We start from the raw sequence: 15,602 nt of genomic DNA on the forward strand, positions 1-15,602 counted from the left end.
GCTAAGGAAAGATAGGTATTTATTTTCACCCACCTAGCCACCCACCACTCATCGCGTTTTCAGGCTCGGCCTTTACAATGGGCGCGGTTCCCATTGTCCACGACTAAGAAAGAATGATGAATACGCAATTCTTAGCCTCAGCCGCTTCCACCAAGGACTCGGCCGTCGAGTCCGTCTCTAGTTTTTGGAATGACGAGAAGGTGCAAAGCTGGCTTATCGAGCGCCCGATTCGCATCGCCGTTATCCTTATCCTGGCCGTCATTGCCCACTGGCTCCTCCACCGCATTATCAACAAGGTGGCCGAAAACAGCATCAAATCTTCCGGGCTGGATAAGCAGCGTTTCCGCGGAAAATTCAAGGGTCGAGCCAACCGCCCCGAACCGACCCAGCAAGAAGAGGCCATGCGCCATACCCGCGAAACCCGGCGCGCCTCCCGCATTAAGACGCTAGCCGGAGTGGCCCGTTCCGCCGCCGCTATCTTCGTGTGGGTATGGGCCGTTATTGCCATCTTGGATGAGCTAGACGTTAACGTGGCACCGCTTATCGCCTCCGCCGGTGTTATTGGCGTCGCCCTTGGTTTTGGCGCCCAGGCACTGGTGAAGGATTTCCTTTCCGGCATCTTCATGCTCATTGAGGATCAATACGGCATTGGCGACGTGGTTGACCTTGGCAACGGCGTCTTTGGCGATGTCGAGTCCATCTCCTTACGCATCACCACGGTCCGCGATATCGACGGTGCTCTGTGGTACGTGCGCAATGGCGAAATCCTCCAGGTAGCTAACCACTCCGATGAGTACTCCGTTGCCCGCATCCAGATTCCTGTGGGCCTTTCTAATGACCCAGAGCTCGCCGGCGAGGTCATCGAGGACGCAGTGAAGGAAGCCGCGCAGGACGATAAGGTACGCAAGCTCATCCTCAGCACGCCTCGTGTGGATGGCATGTCCGGTTTCGAACCGGATTATGTTTCCTTCCGCGTGTCTACAAAGACCCTGCCGGGCAAGCAGTGGGACGTCCAGCGTTTCTTGCAATCCCGCGTGCTCAATGTCATGCACACTAAAGGCATTACTACCCCCTACCCGCACGGCATCGGCATTCCCGATCCCCGCAAGGAAGAAGAAGAGTAAATGGATTCTGTTTATGAGGCTATTGGCGGCATGGAGACCTTTCAGCGCCTCGTCCACGGCTTTTATTCCCAGGTCAAAGAGGACAATGTCATCGGTCCGATGTACCCCGATAATGACTGGGAAGGTGCCGAGCAGCGCCTCACTTGGTTCTTGGCGCAGTATTGGGGTGGCCCGCAGCTCTTCTCTGAAAACCGCGGCCATCCGCGCCTTCGCATGCGCCACGCCCCCTACCCCATCGATATAACCGCGCATGACCGGTGGCTAGAGCTAATGGGTAACTCCCTCGCGGAAATCGACGAGGAAACCATCCCACCGGCCTACCGCGAAATGATCTGGGATCATATGCAGCGCGTGGCCGCCATGATGATCAACAAGGCACCATAATCGCACCGTCTTGCCCCACCCAAGAGACAAAGCCCGGCTCCCGCTATTTAGCGAGGAACCGGGCTTGTGGTTTATCTAGCCCACACTATGGGGACCTGATGCTTAGTCTTCCCAGTCAAAGGCCTTACGTACAGGCTCGGAGACCAAACGGCCACCACGAGTCATTACGCCACCCTCTAGGCCCGGGAAGCGCTTGATGGCGGCATCCAGGCTGTCATTGGCCACCGCGCGAATGTAGGGCAGAGTTGCGGAGGACAAGGCACGGGTGGAGGTATTGGCCACCGCACCCGGCATATTCGCCACGCAGTAGAACAAGGTGTCATGGACCTGGAAGGTTGGGTCATCGTGGGAGGTCTTCTTGGAGTTCTCGAAGCAACCACCCTGGTCGATGGCGACGTCCACGAGGACGGCACCCTTCTTCATCTTCTTTACGGTCTCCTCACGCACCAGCTTTGGTGCAGCGGCGCCTGGGATGAGTACCGCGCCAATGACGAGGTCAGCTTCCTGCAGTTCCTTATCGATGGTGGCCGGATCCGAAATCAAGGTGCGCACGCTGCCGGCGTACTGGTCATCGAAGCGCTGCAAAACGTGCGGATCAAGGTCCAGTACGGTGACCTCGGCACGCAGACCGTGGGCCATGGCAACGGCGGACGCACCAACCTGGCCACCGCCGATCACGACGACGCGTGCTGGCTGGGTACCTGGAACACCAGAAACCAGCAGACCGCGGCCGCCCTGCGTGGACAGCAGGTGGTGGGTGCCCTCGATTGCGGCAAGGCGGCCTGCCACCTGGGACATCGGGGTAAGAAGTGGCAAGGTACCGTGGCGGTCAGTAACCGTCTCATATGCAATGGCCGTGGTATTGGCGTCAACAAGCGCCTCAGTCAAAGGGCGGTCCGCGGCAAGGTGCAGGTAGGTAAAGACGGTAAGGTCCGGACGCAGGTACTGGTACTCAGACTCGAGCGGCTCCTTGACCTTCAGCAGCAGTTCCGCCTGTGCCCAAGTATCCTCCGCGGTGCCAACGATGCTGGCACCGGCGGCCTCGTACTCGGAATCCGGGAAGGATGCGCCTTCACCAGCACCGGTCTCAATGAGGACCTCATGGCCGTCGTGAACGAGGGTCTGCGCGCCGCCCGGGGTAAGAGCCACGCGATTCTCGTTATTCATGATTTCTTTAGGCACGACAATACGCATTACACAATCTCCTTGCGGGTGGAGTAAATTACATCGACCACGTAAGGGTAACGCAGGACACGTTTGCGTGCGGCACTATGTTCATGAATTCACAAAGCGGGGGGTAGCAACGCAGCAAGCCATCTTGTAAATGTGCAGTTCAAAAGAGTAATGACCCCACTTGGCCAGAGTCCCCCTCCCCCTAAGACGGACCGCTTTTCGGACAAAATCTCCAAAGCAGGGCGCGTGCGCGCCGATTCTGTTGAACAGAACCGCTACGTGGCAGGCCGGTTTTTCGCGAGCGAAGTTAGAACAGCGACAAGCGGGTGGAACGGTAGATGCTGCCAAAGGGGGCGTCGAGGCGCACCCACCTGCCTAGCTGAGCCACCCGCAGGTGCCTCGGCACATCCATCGGTGCGGAAAAACCAGGGATCAAACCCAAATTGGTGCAGGCAAAAATCATGCGCATAGGGATTTCCACCGTGGCACCTTCCCCCTCGACCGTGACAACGGTCTGATTCAGCAAGCTGGATGGCGGGCCCATGGGGCCAGAAAATTGCCGGGTCAGTTGTTGACCCTTATCGGAGAGCTCGCGCACCACGGTAACCGGCAAGGTATCGACCACGCTGTAGCCAGTGGCCGGCGGAAGCGCTCCCGGCCACGACGCATCGCGGGCAGGTCCCAAATCTAGCGTTCCGCTCGATTCGTGCTCCTTGAGCAGCTCGGCCAGGGTAGCCGCAGAAACCACTGCCCCGTCGCGGGAAACGACGCCCTGCACGCGGCGGGAGGCAACCACCTCGAAAGGTGTGGTGACAAAGACATCGACGACGTCGTCAGTCAGCTGGCGTAGCCGCACCGAAGCACCCGAATCCAAGCCAACCGCGCGCGTGACAAGGGCCCGAAGGCCAGGTCCACCGCTTCCAATTTCTAGAGTCTCGGTGACCATGCCTTCGGGCCCTGCCTTTCTCATCTTCGCTCCGTTCCGCGGTTAATTGGCCGCGGTATTTTGCAGAATATCCTTTTCCTGTTCCGTCAGCGGACGAGGAGTCTGCTGCTGACGATCAATGACTACCTGCACGCACTCCACGGTTGCCGCGACTTCACCCTGGTCATCCTTGACCTGCTGGGTAGTGGTAAACGAGGTGGTACCAATCTGCGAAATGGTAGTTTCTACCTCCACCGTAGTGGTGTCCTTAAACTCCATCGGGCGAAGGAAGTCCACATCGAGGTGGCGCACGAACGCAATGAAGTCAAGGCCTTTGGAATAGATATGTTCCTTCGCAAAGGCCAAGCGCGCTTCCTGGGCGAGCTCGATGTAGTTTGCATTCATCATGTGGCCGTACATATCAAAATCCGACCAGCGGGTTTGAATACGATACGTGTGCACACTTGGGGTTGCCATCATTCTCCTCAGTAAATGCTTCAGCTACTTAGCGGGTCAGCTTGCGGTGGGTCACGCGAGAGGGACGGGCTGCCTCTTCACCAAGGCGGTCGACCTTATTCTTCTCATAATCGCCGAAGTTACCCTCAAACCAGAACCACTGACCTTCTTCCACATTGCCTTCCCAGGCCAAGATGTGGGTACAGGTGCGGTCCAAGAACCAGCGGTCGTGGGAAATGACCACGGCACAGCCCGGGAACTTCTCGAGCGCGTTTTCCAGCGAGCCGAGGGTTTCCACATCCAAGTCGTTGGTCGGCTCGTCAAGGAGGATCAGGTTACCGCCCTCTTTCAGGGTCAGCGCCAAGTTCAAACGGTTGCGCTCACCACCGGAGAGCACCTTGGACGGCTTTTGCTGATCCGGGCCCTTGAAGCCGAAGGCCGATAGGTAGGCACGCGAAGGCATCTCGTTTTGGCCCACGTGGATGTAGTCTAGGCCACCGGAGACGACCTCCCAGACGGTTGCCTCGGGGTCGATATTCTCACGGTTTTGGTCCACGTAGGACAGCTTGACGGTATCGCCCACCTCGACGGAACCGGCGTCCGGCTGCTCCAGGCCAACGATGGTCTTAAACAGGGTGGTCTTACCCACGCCGTTCGGGCCGATAACGCCCACGATGCCGTTGCGCGGCAAGGTGAAAGAGAGGTCCTTAATCAAGGTGCGGCCATCAAAGCCCTTCTGCAGGTCCTTGACCTCCACGACCTTATTACCCAAGCGCGGCGGGGTAGGAATCTGGATCTCTTCGAAGTCGAGCTTCTTGTACTTCTCGGCTTCTGCAGCCATCTCCTCGTAGCGCTCCAGACGGGCCTTGTTCTTGGCCTGGCGAGCCTTCGCACCGGAGCGTACCCACTCCAGCTCGTCCTTCAAGCGCTTGCGCAGCTTCGCGTCCTTCTTGCCAGCAACCTCCAAGCGCTCCTGCTTCTTATCCAGGTAGGTGGAGTAGTTGCCCTCATACGGGTAGAGCTTGCCTCGGTCAACCTCACAAATCCAACCCGCGACGTGGTCGAGGAAGTAGCGGTCGTGGGTCACGGCCAAGACAGCGCCCGGATAATCAGCCAAGTGCTTTTCCAGCCACTGCACAGACTCGGCGTCCAAGTGGTTCGTAGGCTCATCGAGCAACAACAAGTCCGGCTCGGTAAGCAGGAGCTTAGCCAGCGCTACGCGACGGCGCTCACCACCAGAAAGGTTGGTCACCGGGGCATCGGAAGGCGGGCAGCGCAAAGCTTCCATTGCCTGCTCAATCTTGGAGTCGACCTCCCATGCATCAGCAGCATCGAGCTCTTCTTGCAGCTTGCCCATTTCTTCCATGAGCTCATCGCTGTAGTTGGTGGCCATTTCTTCGGCGATCTGCTCGAAGCGCTGCTTCTTTTCAAAGATTTCGCCCAAGCCCTCTTCGACGTTGCCGCGCACGGTCTTCTCGTCGTTGAGCGGCGGCTCCTGCTGCAGGATACCCACGGTGGCGCCCGGATCTAGGAAGGCCTCGCCATTGGAAGGCTGGTCCAAGCCGGCCATAATCTTCAAAATGGAGGACTTACCGGCACCATTGGGGCCGACCACACCAATCTTGGCACCTGGGTAGAACGCCATTGTTACATCGTCAAGGATGACCTTATCGCCAATTGCCTTGCGCACGTTTTTCATCGTGTAGATGAATTCGCCCACTTTTACCCCTTTGCAAAAATTTGGGAGACGTATTTATCTACACAAACACTACATCAGAACCACCGCTCGAGTGCCTCGGGTCAGGTACGCCCGAGGCGATCAAGCCGGGGAGGAAACGCTTAAGCGTTCACTGGGGCGGATTCTGCCTCGGCAGCCTCCTCTTCCACTTCGGCGTCGAAGGCATCTTCTTCCCCACCGCGTGCAGCTGCGGCTCGTTCGGCAAGGTAGCGGTCCGCTGCGGTATCGGCAGCGGTGTCTCCCTGCCCCGCCTGCTGCGACGGCAGGCTGTGGTCCACGTCCGGTTCGATGGCGTGGTCCCCTAGCTCCGGGACCACAATATTTTCCTGGTTGTACTGCGGGACGAGGCGCTTTGTACCGATAACGTGACGGTTCAAGTCCAGGCCCACGTACTGCGCCTTAATATACGTGCGGAAATGATCGGCCCCCTGGTCATCGCGCCATTGTTCGGTAACGAGAGACCCCACGATGACTAGAGGCATGCCTTTTGCCAGGGATTTGCGCACATTGATGGCGAATTGATTCCACATCTCGACGTCGATATAAAGATGATCCACGTCACGCCACTGCGGCGCCTTGGTGTTGTGTCCTTCCGTATTGTCCACACCGGCGTCGGCATGGCGGTCCGGGATCCGGCGCGAGGAGGCGACGCGCAGCTTGGCTTTATAGGCCCCAGTGGAGGTTTTGGTCAAGATTGGGTCGCGAGTAAGGCGACCGGTCAAGGTAATTGGGTATTGGGACATGGTGCTAGAAAATCCTTTGCTGGATAGTTGAGTTGGCGAGTGTGGTTTTCCTCGCTCGTTTCCACATCCTGATACCGGCGCACAAGCCACACCATGCCGGCGACCCCAACCCTGTGAATAACTTGTTGTATCCGTCAACGAAGGACAGAGTTTGGGGAGATTTTTAAACGGTTATCCACAGGCTAGCGCCCGCGGAAGCTCGATTCATCGCCGTGTCCCATATCCTGCAGCATCGCGTTATAGCGTTCCAATTCGGCATCATCGTCCGCATCCGCCTGCATATCATGGCGGCGGGCGGTAGCACGGTCATCGCCCAGCCAATCTAGGAAGAGCTTGCCAAAGACGATGACCAGCGGGAATTGGCCAAAGCCCCACGCAATGCCGCCGCCCACGCGCTGATCTTGGAGCAGATCCTGATCCCACGGCAGGTCCAAATACTGATAGAAGTCGGCACCCAGCACGCTTTGCAGCTGCATGAGATATACACCAGCAAAAAGGTGGAACGGCATGGAAAGGAATAGCACGGCCAAGCGGAATGGGGTAGATCGACGATTGGGAAGCGGGTCCGGCCCGATGATTTCCCAAAAGTAGAAGCAGCCAGAAACGATGAACGCAAAGTTCATAATAAGGTGGCCTGCGTGTTCCGAGATGGCAAATTGATACAGGCTCGGGAACAAATACAACACGTACAGGAAAAATAGGTACTGCACGAGATTGACAAACGGATTGGTAATAAACGCGACGACCTTAGATTGGGTGGCCGCCAGCGCATAGTCATGCAGGCTCGGCTGACCCTTCGGCCCAGGCTCAAAGGCCTCCATAAGCAGGGTCAGTGGCGCACCAAGGACGAGCAGAAGCGGTACCGCCATCGACAAAATCATATGTACCAACATGTGCATCGAGTACATCGCTGGCATATAAAGTCCCAGGCCGGTAGACATCACGAGGGTCATACCCAACGCGCCGCTCATAAACCATGCAGTACGTCCCTTGTTCCACGTCAGGCCACGCTTATGCACGCGGTAGACGCAGTAGCCATACGCCGCGGCCAAGAGCAGGCCAATGGTGCCGAACATGATGTCAAAGCGGAACATAGTCCACACGTTGAGCACCGTGGGCTTTTCAAAGAGCTCATAGCCCATCAAAATCTGCATCGAGTTGAGGTTCGGATCGCGCGGCGCTGGGGGCACGGTGCGCCCCAGCGTAATGGCCACGCCAATGGTGCCGGCCATAACCGCTACTTCCACAATGGCGATACGGATAAAAAGGCGCGAATCCTTGCCCAGCTGCGGGATGGTGAGCTCGCGGTGAGCAAGGCCGAAGATTCCCAGCAAAATCGTGAGTACGAACTTAGTGATCAAGATGATGCCGTAGGCAGAATCCACCAAATCGGAGATATTCATGCGGATGAGGGTGTTGATCAAGCCCGATACTGCCAGCACCACAATGGCCATGAAGGCAATGCCGGAGTAACGCTTTACCGCAAAGGCGAGATTGGGGCCAAGGCGCCGACCATGGGCGATTAGCGCCATGAGCCCGCCTACCCACAGCATGACAAAGACCAAGTGCCACAGGAGCGAATTGGTGCCATAGTCGTGGTCACCACCAGCCGCGGAATGGCCTTCCATGCCGATGGGCACAACCTGCAAGATGGACAAGAAAAGCAGCACCGGCTGCATCGACCAGCCGCGACCGCACAGGCCAAGAACGCCCACGACAAGGGCGATGAGTACGGAGATTCCCCACACAATGGTGGTAGAAATTTCCGTCAACGCCATCTTCATAGTGGAAGGTTCAAATACCTGAAAAAATGGCGCTCCGGTGAGATCGGACATAATGAGCGGAATTTCCACTAGCCCCACGGCCGCCACACCAAAGGAAGCCCAGGTACCTGTGCGCGCGGCGATGTGGCCGTCGACGGACAAGGGGGCGTCGATAAGCGCAGCGTGGTCTCCACGCGGAGCAATGAGGAACGACGAGGCGAGGAACGAGCCGATGGACAAAGCCATGAGTATCCAAGCCAAGCCGCGAAAGAGCGGCAGGCCAAAGGTGGTAATGCGGCCGGGGTCTGGAATTCCCAGGGCCGCTAGGGAATCGGCGAGGAGGAACAGGGAAATGAAACCAGCGATCAAGCCAGCAATAAGCATCGCTGCGACATAAATTCCCCAGGAAGAACGAGGTTTCTTCCCCGCCTTATTTACACTGTTAACCTGCTCATTTGCCATAGTGCGCATTGTATAGCGCAACCTAGTTCCCCACCTAACACACATTTTGTCTTTACATGTGCCATGATGGAGCTTATGGACACCCGTCAACTTCTTTATTTTCGCGCCGTTGTAGACAATGGCTCTTTCACGCACGCTGCCGAGTCCCTCGACATGACCCAGCCGTCCCTGAGCCTTTCCATACGAAAGCTAGAAAAGGAACTTAATGCCCAGCTCCTTTCGCGCGGGCGCTCCGGCGTCTCCACCACGGAGGCCGGCGATTATGTCTATGAAACGGCCGTCAAGGTTGACGCTTTACTGAACGAAACCCAGCGCCATATCAGCGAAATCACCGGCGACAAGGCCAGCACCGTTTCCCTCGCCTCCGCCCCCATTTTGAACTGGGAATTTACCCCTTCCGCCCTGGCCGAACTGAAGCGGATTTACCCCACTGCCACTATCTCGCTGGACGACGCCGCGCCGGCCACCGCCATCAAACGCCTGCTGGATGGCCAGGTAGACCTAGCGCTTTTGCCGACATCCGACCCAAAAGCCTTCCTCCGCCGCTACGCCCACGAGCTCACCATCCACCAGGTGGCCACGTTTGATTACTCCGTCGCCCTACCCCAACGCCTTGCAGGGCTAGACTCTCCCGTCTCGCTCGCGGACCTGCGCGGCGAAACCTGGCTCATTCCGCCGCGCAGCCGCGAGCTTCCTGAGCTAGCAGAGTTCTATAGCGACCTGTGGAATAGCCGCCCTGGCCTCAAGCCAGAAAGGACCCAGGAGGTAGCCAGCCTCAATAGCGCCATTCCCATGGTCTCCAGTGGCCTAGGCGTAAGTATCGTGCCCAATTGCGCGCCTGCTGTGCAGCCACAGGGCATTATCAACCGCCCAATTTCCGATGAGCTGCCGCACTACTACGCCATCGTGGCCTACCGCACGGATCGCGAGCTGACCGCTGCCGCCCAAGACTTGGTGGACATCCTGCGCGCCCCGCAGCGCACCCTGGCTTAGGTTTCCCCGCCGTCGTGGGCTACTATAAGTGGGTCATAAGCCCCCATAGCTCAGTGGATTAGAGCAGTGGGTTTCTACCCCATGTGTCGCGGGTTCGAATCCTGCTGGGGGCACCGTGTGAAGCCTTGAGGCGCCGAGTTTCTCGCCGCTTCAAGGCTTTTTGTTTACGCTAGGTCTCACCATGCCCCACCCCGGAAAGGATTAACCATGTCACTTCCCGCCCCCTCCCGCACCTCCTATGCCCTCGTCACGGGAGCCAGCCAAGGCATCGGCAAAGCCATGGCACAGGATTTCGCTGCCCTGGGTTATAACGTCATCCTCGTGGCCCGCCGCCGCGAGTTACTGGAGTCCATCGCTACGGAGCTCAAGCAGCGCCACAATATTGACGCCATCGCCCTACCGGCGGATCTCGCCGTGGCTGACGACGTCGCCCGCGTAACCGACACCATCGCCACCCACGAGGTGTCGATCCTGGTTAATTCCGCCGGCATCGCCAGCTTCGGCCCCTTCATGGACCAGGACTGGTCCTATGAGACAACCCAGTTTGAGCTGAACGGCACTGCCGTCCACCGTCTTACGCGGGCTGCCTTGGAGCGGATGCTGCCGCGCCGCAGCGGCGCCATTTGCAATGTCGGCTCTGCCGCGGGCAATATCCCCATCCCCAATAACGCCACTTATGTCTTCACCAAGGCCGGCGTTAATGCGTTTACAGAGGCCCTGCACTACGAGCTGAAGGGCACCGGGGTCTCTTGCACCCTGCTTGCCCCCGGCCCCGTGCGCGAGGCCACCATCGCCGAAGAAGACCAATCAATCGTGGACAAGGTAGTTCCAGATTTTTTGTGGACCACCTATGAGTCTTGCTCCCAAGAAACAATTGCAGCGATGCGCCGCAACCAGCGCCGCGTGGTGCCAGGGCCCTTGTCGAAGGCTATGAATACCCTCAGCCAAGTGCTGCCCACCCCGGTAATTGCACCGCTGGTGGGCAGCTTCTACGCCAAGATGGGCTAAGCCCCGGCGTCTTCTAGATCCTTGTTTTTGAGCACGCTGTCCTCGCCGCGTGCTCGCTTGCGCTCTACCCAGAAGTCTGCATTCTTGATTCCCAAGGCCTCCGGGTCGAACTGCGGATCTTTGCCAGCCTTCTTCTGCTTCTCATAGTCTTTGAGTGCCTTGATGGCAGGAACCTGGAGGAAGAGGATGGCAATGATATTAAGCCATGCCGTCGTGCCAACGCCGATATCACCGAGCGCCCACGCCGCCCCCGGGCTGGTGGTAGCACCGACGATGACGGAGACAATAATCAGCGCGCGCAGCACCCAAATCAGGCCACGGCGAGCAGCGCGGGAGCGTACCCACCGGTTGAAATAGGTCAGGTTAACCTCGGACATGTAGTAGTACGCTAGGACCGTCGTAAAGGCGAAAAAGGCAATGGAGACCGCGATGAAGGTGGGTCCCCATCCTGCAAAGACGCTATCGAGACCGGACTGCACGTAGCCAGGCCCAACCTCAACACCTTCTGGCAGCGAACCGTGGTAGACCATTTCACCATCCTCGGAGCTACCGCGGAAGACGGTGTACATATCCGTAGAAATGATCATGAACGCGGTAGCCGAACAGACAAAGAGCGTATCGACGTAGACCGCAAAGGACTGCACGAAGCCCTGCTTAGCTGGGTGGGAAACCTCAGCGGCTGCAGCGGACTGCGGACCGGTGCCTTGACCGGCCTCATTGGAGTAGATGCCGCGCTTTACGCCCCACATGATGGCCGCGCCGAGCATGCCGGAGAAGCCGGCTTCCATATTGAAAGCAGATTTGAAGATAAGCCCGAAGACCTCTGGAATCTGCGAGAAGTTCATGCACATGACCACCACAGAAATCACAATGTAGATAACCGCCATAAAGGGCACGACGATGGTGGCGAAGTTCGCAATACGCTTCACGCCACCGATAATGATGATGGCCAAAATGCCCGCCAGGACAACGGCCGCCCAGGTAGAGTTCACGCCCCACGCGGTATCGGCCGCGGCAGCTACCGCGTTTGCCTGAATTGCGGGAAGGAAGTAGCTGGTTGCCAGGATCATGGCGACGGCAAAGACGATTCCGTAGACCACCATGAAGGGTGCGGCTTTAGTGTGCTTGTAGGCCTTCTCGATGTAGTACGCAGGCCCTCCGCGGTATTCGCCGGTGTCTTGGTCCTTTTCCTTGTAGATCTGGGCCAACGTACATTCGATAAACGAGGTGGACGAGCCGAGTAGCGCTACGGCCCACATCCAGAACACGGCACCAGGTCCACCGAAGGCAATGGCCGTGGCCACGCCGGCGATATTACCCACACCCACGCGGCCAGATAACGAAACCATCAAGGACTGGAAGGAAGAAACGCCGTCTGCGGATTTTTCTCCGTTGACGATCTGCTTGAGCATGTCCGGAATGCAGCGCACCTGCAAAACGCGTGTCACCACGGTGAAATAAATACCCGCGCCGAGGCATAAAAACACCAAGACGGGGGACCAAATTACGGTATTGAGGGCATCGAGGAAGTTTGCCATCTGGTCTCTCCTAAGTCTGTCGCACCTCCCGAATGAAGAGCGATAACCCAGAGTATGCCCTAACTCACACTAGTATATGAGGCAAATCACCAATTATTTTTATGCAGGATGGAAACACACTCGCGGGAAGGCCGCCCTCCCCAGTGGCAATCACCCCTCCAGAACAACCCCGCCCGTACCCCATCTAGGGGTAAAAGGAGGCGGGAGTAGAATGGGCTGCATGCCACATTCCGACATTGCCGCAAAGCACGACCGCCTCGTTTGGATCGATTTGGAAATGACCGGCCTGGACCCCGAGCGCCATGTCATCGTCGAGGTCGCCGCCGTCATCACCGATGGCAATCTCAACATCCTGGGAGAGGGCATCGATCTGGTCGTCCACGCCACCGAGGAGGAGCTGGCACAGATGGATTCCTTCGTCACCGAGATGCATGCCAATTCCGGGTTGGATAAAGAAATCCGCGAGTCCACCACCTCCATCGGCGAGGCCGAAGATGCCGTACTTGCGCTCATCAACGAGTACTGCGATCCGGAGCACCCCGCTCCCCTGGCCGGCAATTCCATTGCGACCGATCGCACGTTCATCCGCACCTATATGCCACGGCTTGATAGTGCCCTGCCCTACCGCATGATCGACGTGTCCACCATCAAGGAGCTTGCCCGCCGCTGGCACCCGCGCGCCTATTTCAACCAGCCCGATAAAGGCATGGCCCACCGCGCACTGCAGGACATCATCGAATCCATCCGCGAGCTAGACTTCTACCGCCGCAGCGTCTTCCGCACCGATGAGGGCCCCACCTCCCCCGAGGCGGAGCAGATTAAGGCCGAAACTACCGCAGATTACCAGGCGTTTTTGTAATTTAGGCGGCGTGAGTTAACCTATATCTCGTTGCTTTCACGCAGCGATGGTGGCTGTAGTTCAGCTGGTAGAGCACCAGGTTGTGATCCTGGGTGTCGCGGGTTCGAGTCCCGTCAGCCACCCCAAGTGCCCGAGCCTCGCGCTCGGGCTTTTTCAGTTTTCTACCTGCATGCTCGCCAGCAGCTCCTCCGAACGAGCCCGGCCAGCAACATCTGGCATATCTCCGGTGACCACAAACTCACTAACGCCTAGCCGCTTGCCGACGCCCCTTAGTTCCTCCCTCACTTCCTCCACCGTTCCCCAAACGTCATGGGCCAACGCCTCCTCAATGCGCCGTCGCTGCTGCCCCGTGAGGGCATCCATGTCCAGCTCGCCCGCCGGCCGCAAGGTCGCGAACTCGCCGGTCGATTGCGCTCGCACCTTCGCATAGGCTTCCGGCAACAAGAGATCACGGGCGGCCGCGGACGTCTCGGCAACGGCGATATTGAGCGAAGAGATAATAGGCGGGGCGTCGGCAAGCGCATGTTCGCGATACACTCGCGCAGCGGCCTCCTGCGTGGCTACAGGACCGCCCAGAATGACACCAAGTCCCAACTTTGCCGCCACCATTGCCGAGCGAAAGCCCGCCAAAACATAGAGCGGGGTGCCCCTATACTCAGGCCTGACCGTCACCGCCTCTTCGCCGCGCAGGTAGCGCAAGAGCGTGGCTAGCTCCGTCTCGAAGCGCTGCTTCACCTCGGCCGGCTCCCCCTGGCGCAGCGCCTTTCGCACCGGCGCGGTAAACCCGACGGAGGAGCCAATCCCTATATCAATGCGCCCGGGATACAGCGCCTCGAGGAGATTAATCTGCTCGGCCACCAGAAACGGCGGGTGATTGAGCAACATAATGCCGGCCGTGCCCACCCGAATGCGCTGCGTCTGTGCCGCAACGTGCGCCGCGAGCATCCCCGGCTGCCCCGCTGGTATTCCCGGCACACCGTGATGTTCGGCCACTAGAAAGCGCTGAAACCCTAACTTCTCTACGTGCCGGGCGTGTTCGGCCACCTGATCCAGTGGGCCGGCTGCCCCGCGGTCCAAAACAGAAAAGCGCATGGCCACCACTGTAGCCATGCGCTTGTGCCTTGCGCGGCCCCTAGCCGCTACTGATTAGCGTCCGTGTTACCTTTAGACCACTCGTCCCAGGACATATTCCAGTCACCGAGACCGTCCAACGCATTAAGCGTCTCGCCGTAGGTGTTGAATACCCGCACCACGTCGCCACGCTTCATCGTCTCCTGGAACCACTGCGCAGCCTCCGGCGTCACGTTGACGCAACCGTGGGACGTATTGGTATTGCCCTGCGCCCACACGGACCACGGAGCGGAGTGGACATAGATGCCGGAATAAGACATTTGCGTAGCCCAGTCCACGGTCGTGCGGTAGCCGCCCGCGTCATGGGCTAGGCCAAAGGTCTCCGAGTCCATGACTAGCTGCGGGTGCTCATCGCCGATAACGTAGCGGCCATTGGGCGTATCGTACTGATAATCGCGGCCCAGCGAGACCGGGATGGCACGCAAGAACTTCTTATTCTTAAAGACCTTCATCGTCTTGGTGGCGTTATCAATAATGGCCACCGTGCGGTCACCGATGGTGAAATTCGTCTTGGCGTTTTCACCGCCATAGATTCCCCCACCTAGGTCCTTGCCATACTGGTCCACCTTTACTTCAACCTTAGTGCCCGGCTCCCAGTAATCCTTCGGACGCCAGCGCACCTCCTGGTTATTGACCCAGTGGAAAGCGCCTTCCACCTTGGGGTTAGTGCTCACAGTAATGGTCTTTTCAGCCGCCTTCCGGTCCGTAATTGGCACACCGAAATTCACCCCAATAACCTGACCGACGCCGACTTCAGAATCCGGGATAGGGGAAAGCGAGACTTCGGCAACACCCGCTGCTTGCGGGGTGGAAAAACTGAGGCTCTTCTTGTTGCCATCTACATCGGAGGCCACGATGGAATAAGTGTGGTTATAGCCCAAGTCCTCCGCAGTAGACCACGTCTTGGCGTCTTTAGAGAGCTTTTCTTTAACTTCCACGCCCATTTCATTGGTCATGGTGACGCTCTTGAGCTTGCCCGTGGTCTCCACGGTGACAGGCTTGGACGGATCTACATCCGTCGCCCCGTCCTTTACGGAGGCTACAAGGCCGTCTTTCTTTTTGTCGGACTCTTTGCCGCCGTCCTTGTCTCCATCCGCATGTGCGGCGGCGGTGGATTCTTGGTCGGCAGCCTGATTCTCGGCTGAGGAATCAGAGGAGCAGGAGGCGGCGGCTAGGGAAATGCACGCAACGCCCACGGCCGCTACGAGACGGCGCGCGATAGGGAGGGAATTTTTCACTGAGTTGCCCTTAGACACGTAATTGCTGCTTTCAAAGACCAACATAGATTAGCGTCTCCCTCCGCCA

14 protein-coding genes and 2 tRNA genes are annotated in these 15,602 nt (G+C 58.3%); 7 read left to right on the plus strand and 9 right to left on the minus strand.

Annotated elements, in window-relative coordinates; all coding sequences use genetic code 11:
- Positions 1–113: 113 nt before the first annotated feature.
- Together ACLI1M_RS09445 and ACLI1M_RS09450 are read left to right on the plus strand one after the other, a co-directional pair.
- Complete coding sequence (locus ACLI1M_RS09445; protein WP_200288713.1) at positions 114–1,124, plus strand: mechanosensitive ion channel family protein; 1,011 nt, start codon at positions 114–116, stop codon at positions 1,122–1,124.
- Positions 1,125–1,508, plus strand: a complete 384-nt coding sequence (locus ACLI1M_RS09450) for a globin (RefSeq protein WP_248099439.1) — start codon at positions 1,125–1,127, stop codon at positions 1,506–1,508.
- Between the two features lie 102 nt (positions 1,509–1,610).
- Here ACLI1M_RS09450 and ald read toward each other — a convergent pair whose 3' ends face one another.
- From ald to ACLI1M_RS09480, 6 genes are all read right to left on the minus strand, one after another.
- Complete coding sequence (ald, locus tag ACLI1M_RS09455) at positions 1,611–2,702, minus strand: alanine dehydrogenase (RefSeq protein WP_200288711.1); 1,092 nt, start codon at positions 2,700–2,702, stop codon at positions 1,611–1,613.
- 286 nt (positions 2,703–2,988) lie between these two features.
- The gene (locus ACLI1M_RS09460; protein ID WP_248099647.1) at positions 2,989–3,627 is read right to left on the minus strand and encodes a hypothetical protein; all 639 of its coding nucleotides are present in this window, start codon (positions 3,625–3,627) and stop codon (positions 2,989–2,991) included.
- A gap of 42 nt (positions 3,628–3,669) precedes the next feature.
- Positions 3,670–4,086 carry an acyl-CoA thioesterase gene (locus tag ACLI1M_RS09465; RefSeq protein WP_034660154.1) on the minus strand — a complete coding sequence of 139 codons (417 nt, stop codon included), beginning with the start codon at positions 4,084–4,086 and terminating at the stop codon, positions 3,670–3,672.
- A 25-nt stretch (positions 4,087–4,111) separates the two neighbouring features.
- On the minus strand, positions 4,112–5,782 hold the full coding sequence (gene ettA / locus ACLI1M_RS09470) for an energy-dependent translational throttle protein EttA (protein ID WP_023020893.1): 1,671 nt from the start codon (positions 5,780–5,782) through the stop codon (positions 4,112–4,114).
- 119 nt (positions 5,783–5,901) lie between these two features.
- Positions 5,902–6,543 (minus strand): single-stranded DNA-binding protein, encoded by a 642-nt coding sequence (locus tag ACLI1M_RS09475; RefSeq protein ID WP_248099437.1) that lies wholly within the window; start codon positions 6,541–6,543, stop codon positions 5,902–5,904.
- Positions 6,544–6,725: 182 nt separating this feature from the next.
- Entirely contained in the window at positions 6,726–8,777 is a 2,052-nt protein-coding gene (locus tag ACLI1M_RS09480) for a cytochrome c oxidase assembly protein (RefSeq protein WP_248099435.1), read from the minus strand.
- 54 nt (positions 8,778–8,831) lie between these two features.
- On the opposite strand from ACLI1M_RS09480, the gene ACLI1M_RS09485 reads away from it, so the two are divergent.
- The 3 genes from ACLI1M_RS09485 (at position 8,832) to cmrA (ending at position 10,769) form a co-directional block, all read left to right on the plus strand.
- On the plus strand, positions 8,832–9,761 hold the full coding sequence (locus ACLI1M_RS09485; protein ID WP_248099433.1) for a LysR family transcriptional regulator: 930 nt from the start codon (positions 8,832–8,834) through the stop codon (positions 9,759–9,761).
- 39 nt (positions 9,762–9,800) lie between these two features.
- Positions 9,801–9,874, plus strand: a tRNA-Arg gene (locus ACLI1M_RS09490).
- Positions 9,875–9,968: 94 nt separating this feature from the next.
- Complete coding sequence (gene cmrA / locus ACLI1M_RS09495) at positions 9,969–10,769, plus strand: mycolate reductase (RefSeq protein ID WP_248099431.1); 801 nt, start codon at positions 9,969–9,971, stop codon at positions 10,767–10,769.
- On the opposite strand, the gene ACLI1M_RS09500 is transcribed toward cmrA, so the two are convergent.
- Positions 10,766–12,307 (minus strand): alanine/glycine:cation symporter family protein, encoded by a 1,542-nt coding sequence (locus ACLI1M_RS09500; protein WP_248099430.1) that lies wholly within the window; start codon positions 12,305–12,307, stop codon positions 10,766–10,768. The genes cmrA and ACLI1M_RS09500 overlap by 4 nt on opposite strands.
- Positions 12,308–12,518: 211 nt before the next feature.
- On the opposite strand from ACLI1M_RS09500, the gene orn reads away from it, so the two are divergent.
- Both orn and ACLI1M_RS09510 read left to right on the plus strand, forming a co-directional pair.
- Complete coding sequence (gene orn / locus ACLI1M_RS09505) at positions 12,519–13,166, plus strand: oligoribonuclease (protein ID WP_248099428.1); 648 nt, start codon at positions 12,519–12,521, stop codon at positions 13,164–13,166.
- 49 nt (positions 13,167–13,215) lie between these two features.
- Positions 13,216–13,291, plus strand: a tRNA-His gene (locus ACLI1M_RS09510).
- Between the two features lie 28 nt (positions 13,292–13,319).
- On the opposite strand, the gene ACLI1M_RS09515 is transcribed toward ACLI1M_RS09510, so the two are convergent.
- Together ACLI1M_RS09515 and ACLI1M_RS09520 are read right to left on the minus strand one after the other, a co-directional pair.
- A complete protein-coding gene (locus ACLI1M_RS09515; RefSeq protein WP_200288705.1) occupies positions 13,320–14,276 on the minus strand; it encodes an MsnO8 family LLM class oxidoreductase in 957 nt (318 codons plus the stop codon).
- Between the two features lie 29 nt (positions 14,277–14,305).
- Positions 14,306–15,577, minus strand: a complete 1,272-nt coding sequence (locus ACLI1M_RS09520) for an Ig-like domain-containing protein (protein WP_396335057.1) — start codon at positions 15,575–15,577, stop codon at positions 14,306–14,308.
- Positions 15,578–15,602: the final 25 nt, after the last annotated feature.

The sequence above is a fragment of the Corynebacterium sp. LaCa54 genome (assembly GCF_046717495.1).
GTDB lineage: Bacteria > Actinomycetota > Actinomycetes > Mycobacteriales > Mycobacteriaceae > Corynebacterium > Corynebacterium kefirresidentii.